Origin of the sequence: Sphingomonas sp. CCH9-F2, assembly GCF_001556735.1 — a bacterium.
In the GTDB taxonomy this organism is placed as follows: Bacteria; Pseudomonadota; Alphaproteobacteria; order Sphingomonadales; family Sphingomonadaceae; genus Sphingomonas; species Sphingomonas ginsenosidimutans.
In genome coordinates, this window is the sequence record NZ_LSJO01000671.1 from 1 (window position 1) to 4,138 (window position 4,138).

Genomic DNA, 4,138 nt, shown 5'->3' on the forward strand with positions numbered 1-4,138 from the left:
GAGCCGCTGGAGGCGCGGGTGGAGATGCTGCGCGAAACCGGGCGGCTGATCTTCCTGCGCGGGCTGCTGGTGCAGGCGGAACGGCCGGTCACCGAATTTTCGGGAACGATCCGCAAGCCTGGCCGGTGATCGCGCCGACGGGAACGACATGACGGTATTGCACGCCTACGACCAGCTGATCGCCGCCGGCGAGCTGCGCCCCGACCCCGAACAGGCCGCCGCCGCCGCGCGCCTCGACGCGCTGGCGCGCGAGCTGGAGCATCCGCGTACCACCGGACTGCTGCGCCGCCGCGTGGTGCCGGCGCGCGGGGTCTATCTGTGGGGCGATGTCGGGCGCGGCAAGTCGATGCTGATGGACCTGTTCTACGCGCAGACCGGCGTCGCGGCGAAGCGGCGCGTCCATTTCGGCGAGTTCATGCTGGAGGTGCACGGCCGGATCGCGATCGAGCGGCGCAAGGAACTGGGCGATCCGATCCCGCCGGTCGCCGCCGCGCTGGCGCAGGAGGCGCGGCTGCTGGCGTTCGACGAGATGATGGTGACCAACAGCCCCGACGCGATGATCCAGTCGCGGCTGTTCACCGCGCTGATCGAGGCGGGGGTGACGGTGGTCACCACCTCCAACCGCCCGCCGCGCGACCTGTACAAGAACGGGCTGAACCGCGAGCATTTCCTGCCGTTCATCGCGCTGATCGAGGAGCGGCTGGACGTGCTGGCGCTCAACGGCCCGGTCGACTACCGCCGCGACCGGCTGGGGCAGCAGGATACCTGGCTGGTCCCTAACGGCCCGGTGGCGACGGCGGAGCTGTCGGCGGCATTCTTCCGCCTGACCGACCATGAGGTGACCGAGCCGATCCCGTCGGAGGAACTGACCGTACAGGGCCGCACGCTGCACGTGCCCAAGGCGCTGAAGGGCGTTGCGGTGTTCAGCTTCAGGCGCTTGTGCGGCGAGGCGCGCGGATCGGCCGACTATCTGGCGATCGCGCGCCGGTTCCATACCGTGATCCTGGTCGGCATCCCCATGCTGGGGCCGGACAACCGCAACGAGGCGGCGCGCTTCGTCAGCCTGATCGACGCGCTGTACGAACATAAGGTGAAGCTGCTGGCGGCGGCCGATGCGCAGCCCGATGCGCTGTATCCGCGCGGCGACGGGGCGTTCGAATTCCAGCGAACGGTCAGCCGCTTGGAAGAGATGCGGTCCGACGATTACCTTGCGCAGGGGCACGGCGACGTGGCCTGAGCAGCAGCTTATTGCTCTTGCGAACGATTATCATGTAATCTTTTAAGACTCGTGCTTTAGCGGTTGCCCCATCGCCCGGAAGGGCGTAGGCGGCGTGACCATTCACACGTCAACGACGGAAGGGGATGGGATGGCCCGCAAGAAGATCGCATTGATCGGCGCCGGCAATATCGGTGGCACGCTCGCACATTTGGCCGCGCTCAAGGGACTGGGCGACATCGTCCTGTTCGACGTGGTCGAGGGCGTGCCGCAGGGCAAGGCGCTGGACCTGTCGCAGTGCGGCCCGGTCGAGGGCTTCGACGCCACGATCAAGGGCTCGAACGACTATGCCGACATCGCGGGCGCCGACGTCATCATCGTCACCGCCGGCGTAGCCCGCAAGCCGGGCATGAGCCGCGACGACCTGCTGGGCATCAACCTGAAGGTCATGAAGGCGGTCGGCGAGGGCATCAAGGCGAACGCCCCGGACGCGTTCGTCATCTGCATCACCAACCCGCTCGACGCGATGGTGTGGGCGCTGCGCGAATTCTCGGGCCTGCCGCACAACAAGGTCGTCGGCATGGCGGGCGTGCTCGACTCGGCGCGCTTCAGCCACTTCCTCGCGGAGGAATTCGGCGTCAGCGTGAAGGACGTGAACACCTTCGTGCTCGGCGGCCACGGCGACACGATGGTGCCGGTGCTGGAATATTCGACCGTCAGCGGCATCCCGGTCAGCGACCTGATCGAGATGGGCTTCTCCACCCGCGAGAAGGTCGACGAGATCATCAAGCGCACGCGCGGCGGCGGCGGCGAGATCGTCGCGCTGCTCAAGACCGGTTCGGCCTATTACGCGCCCGCCACCAGCGGCATCGCGATGGCCGAGGCGTATCTGTACGACCAGAAGCGTATCCTGCCGGCCGCGGCGCACCTGTCGGGTGAATATGGCATCGACAACCTCTACGTCGGCGTGCCCGTCGTGATCGGCGCCGGCGGCGTCGAGAAGGTCGTCGAGGTCAAGCTGTCGGACGAGGCGAAGGCGAACCTTCAGGTCTCGGTCGATGCGGTCAAGGAACTGCTCGTCGCCTGCAAGGGCATCGACGGCTCGCTGGCCTGATCGTCGTGGCGCCCGCGCTGCTCCTCGCCGCCGCGATGGCGGGCGCTTCTCCGGCCGGCTATCCGGCCGCCGAGGTGATCGGGGCGTTGCGCGAGGCGTGCCCCTCGGCAACAGCGGTGACCACGGTGCTGAAGGGCGCGACGCCCGCCGGCTGGACGCGCGCGGCCGATCCGGCCGCCACGCCGGTCGGCAAGCTGGCAGCGATGGGCAAGGAAATGGGCGGCGCGATGCTGTCCGGCACCGGGCATATCATCGGCGATATCGCCGTCCTGGAACGCACCGTCGCGGGGGAGCGGCTGTACCTGATCCCGTCGGGGATCGTGAACGGCGATACGATGGTGGTCGGCTGCCGCCTGTACGATCCGGGTGAAACGCGCCGCATCCCCGCTGCGGAGGCGACGCGCATCCTCGGCCGCAAGCCGACGTCGTCCTCCGACCAGCCGATGCTGAGCAAGCTGGGCTGGGACATCGGCGCGCCCGACGACGCCGACAGCTTCGAGATCGTCAGTGTCCCCGCCGACAGTCCGGTGGTGGCGCTGCTGACATTGTCCGGCCTGATGATGAAGGCCGATTGGGTCATGCCGGGCGCTACCGATCCGGCGCCCGCGAAAGGGAGTGAGGAGAAGAAATGAGCATCCTCGTCGACAAGAACACCAAGGTCATCACGCAAGGGATGACCGGCAAGACCGGCACCTTCCACACGAAGACCGCGCTGGATTACGGCACACAGATGGTCGGCGGCGTCACGCCGGGCAAGGGCGGCACGATCCACGAGGAACTGGGCCTGCCCAACTTCAACACCGTGCACGAGGCGGTGGAGAAGACCGGCGCGACCGCATCGGTCATCTACGTGCCGCCGCCCTTCGCCGCCGATTCGATCCTGGAGGCGATCGACGCCGAGGTGCCACTAATCGTCGCGATCACGGAGGGCATCCCGGTACTCGACATGGTCAAGGTGAAGCGCGCGCTGTCGGGTTCGAAGTCGCGGCTGATCGGCCCGAACTGCCCCGGCGTGCTGACGCCGGGCGAGTGCAAGATCGGCATCATGCCGGGCAACATCTTCCGCAAGGGGTCGGTCGGCGTCGTCAGCCGCTCCGGCACGCTCACCTATGAGGCGGTGTTCCAGACCTCGAACGCCGGCCTGGGCCAGACCACCGCGGTCGGCATCGGCGGCGACCCGGTCAACGGCACCAATTTCATCGACGTGCTGGAGCTGTTCCTGGCGGACGAGGCGACCCAGTCGATCATCATGATCGGCGAGATCGGCGGTTCGGCCGAGGAAGAGGCCGCGCAGTTCCTGAAGGACGAGGCCAAGCGCGGCCGCAAGAAGCCGATGGCCGGCTTCATCGCGGGCCGCACGGCGCCTCCGGGCCGTCGCATGGGCCATGCCGGCGCGATCGTGTCGGGCGGCCAGGGCGGCGCCGAGGACAAGATCGCGGCGATGGAAGAAGCCGGCATCAAGGTCGCGGCGAGCCCCAGCGAGCTGGGCTCGACGCTGCTGAGCGTGCTGAACAAGTAAGCGTAACAGGCGGCCGCCCCGGTTCCGGCCGGGGCGGCGCGCCGCGGGACATCCCGGCCGGTGCCGGGACGACGAAGGTAGGATCGTCATGGGCTACGAAGGTCAGGATTTCGGCGACATCGCGGGCGGCGTCAGCCCCGCGTTCATCGACGCGCTGTACGCGCGCTTCAAGACCTCGCCCGACACTGTCGAGCCCGGCTGGCGCCAGTTCTTCGAAGGGCTGGAGGGCACGCTGAACGCGCCGTCCTGGACCAACGAGCGGTGGCCGCTGACCACCACCGACGATCTG

At 68.1% G+C, this 4,138-nt stretch carries 5 protein-coding genes and 1 pseudogene; all 6 read left to right on the plus strand.

From position 1 onward, the window contains the following. Positions 1-129 (plus strand): annotated as a pseudogene (locus tag AX685_RS22940) (PaaI family thioesterase); the annotation flags it as partial. A gap of 19 nt (positions 130-148) precedes the next feature. Beyond that, positions 149-1,237, plus strand: coding sequence for a cell division protein ZapE (gene zapE / locus AX685_RS19040; RefSeq protein ID WP_066491541.1), 1,089 nt, complete (start codon positions 149-151; stop codon positions 1,235-1,237). Positions 1,238-1,367: 130 nt separating this feature from the next. Further along, positions 1,368-2,330, plus strand: coding sequence for a malate dehydrogenase (gene mdh / locus AX685_RS19045; RefSeq protein ID WP_066491543.1), 963 nt, complete (start codon positions 1,368-1,370; stop codon positions 2,328-2,330). A 5-nt stretch (positions 2,331-2,335) separates the two neighbouring features. Then, positions 2,336-2,962 (plus strand): hypothetical protein, encoded by a 627-nt coding sequence (locus tag AX685_RS19050; protein ID WP_066491546.1) that lies wholly within the window; start codon positions 2,336-2,338, stop codon positions 2,960-2,962. After that, positions 2,959-3,849, plus strand: a complete 891-nt coding sequence (gene sucD, locus AX685_RS19055; protein WP_066491548.1) for a succinate--CoA ligase subunit alpha — start codon at positions 2,959-2,961, stop codon at positions 3,847-3,849. Before AX685_RS19050 ends, sucD begins: the two co-directional genes overlap by 4 nt. Before the next feature lie 88 nt (positions 3,850-3,937). After that, positions 3,938-4,138: 2-oxoglutarate dehydrogenase E1 subunit family protein (locus AX685_RS19060; RefSeq protein ID WP_156445938.1), on the plus strand; the 201-nt coding region annotated here is incomplete at its 3' end.

Excerpts from the sequence above, each read along its gene's own strand:
- mdh (WP_066491543.1), top strand. The coding sequence starts at position 1,368 with ATGGCCCGCAAGAAGATCGCATTGATCGGCGCCGGCAATATCGGTGGC.
- sucD (WP_066491548.1), top strand. The coding sequence starts at position 2,959 with ATGAGCATCCTCGTCGACAAGAACACCAAGGTCATCACGCAAGGGATG.
- zapE (WP_066491541.1), top strand. The coding sequence starts at position 149 with ATGACGGTATTGCACGCCTACGACCAGCTGATCGCCGCCGGCGAGCTG.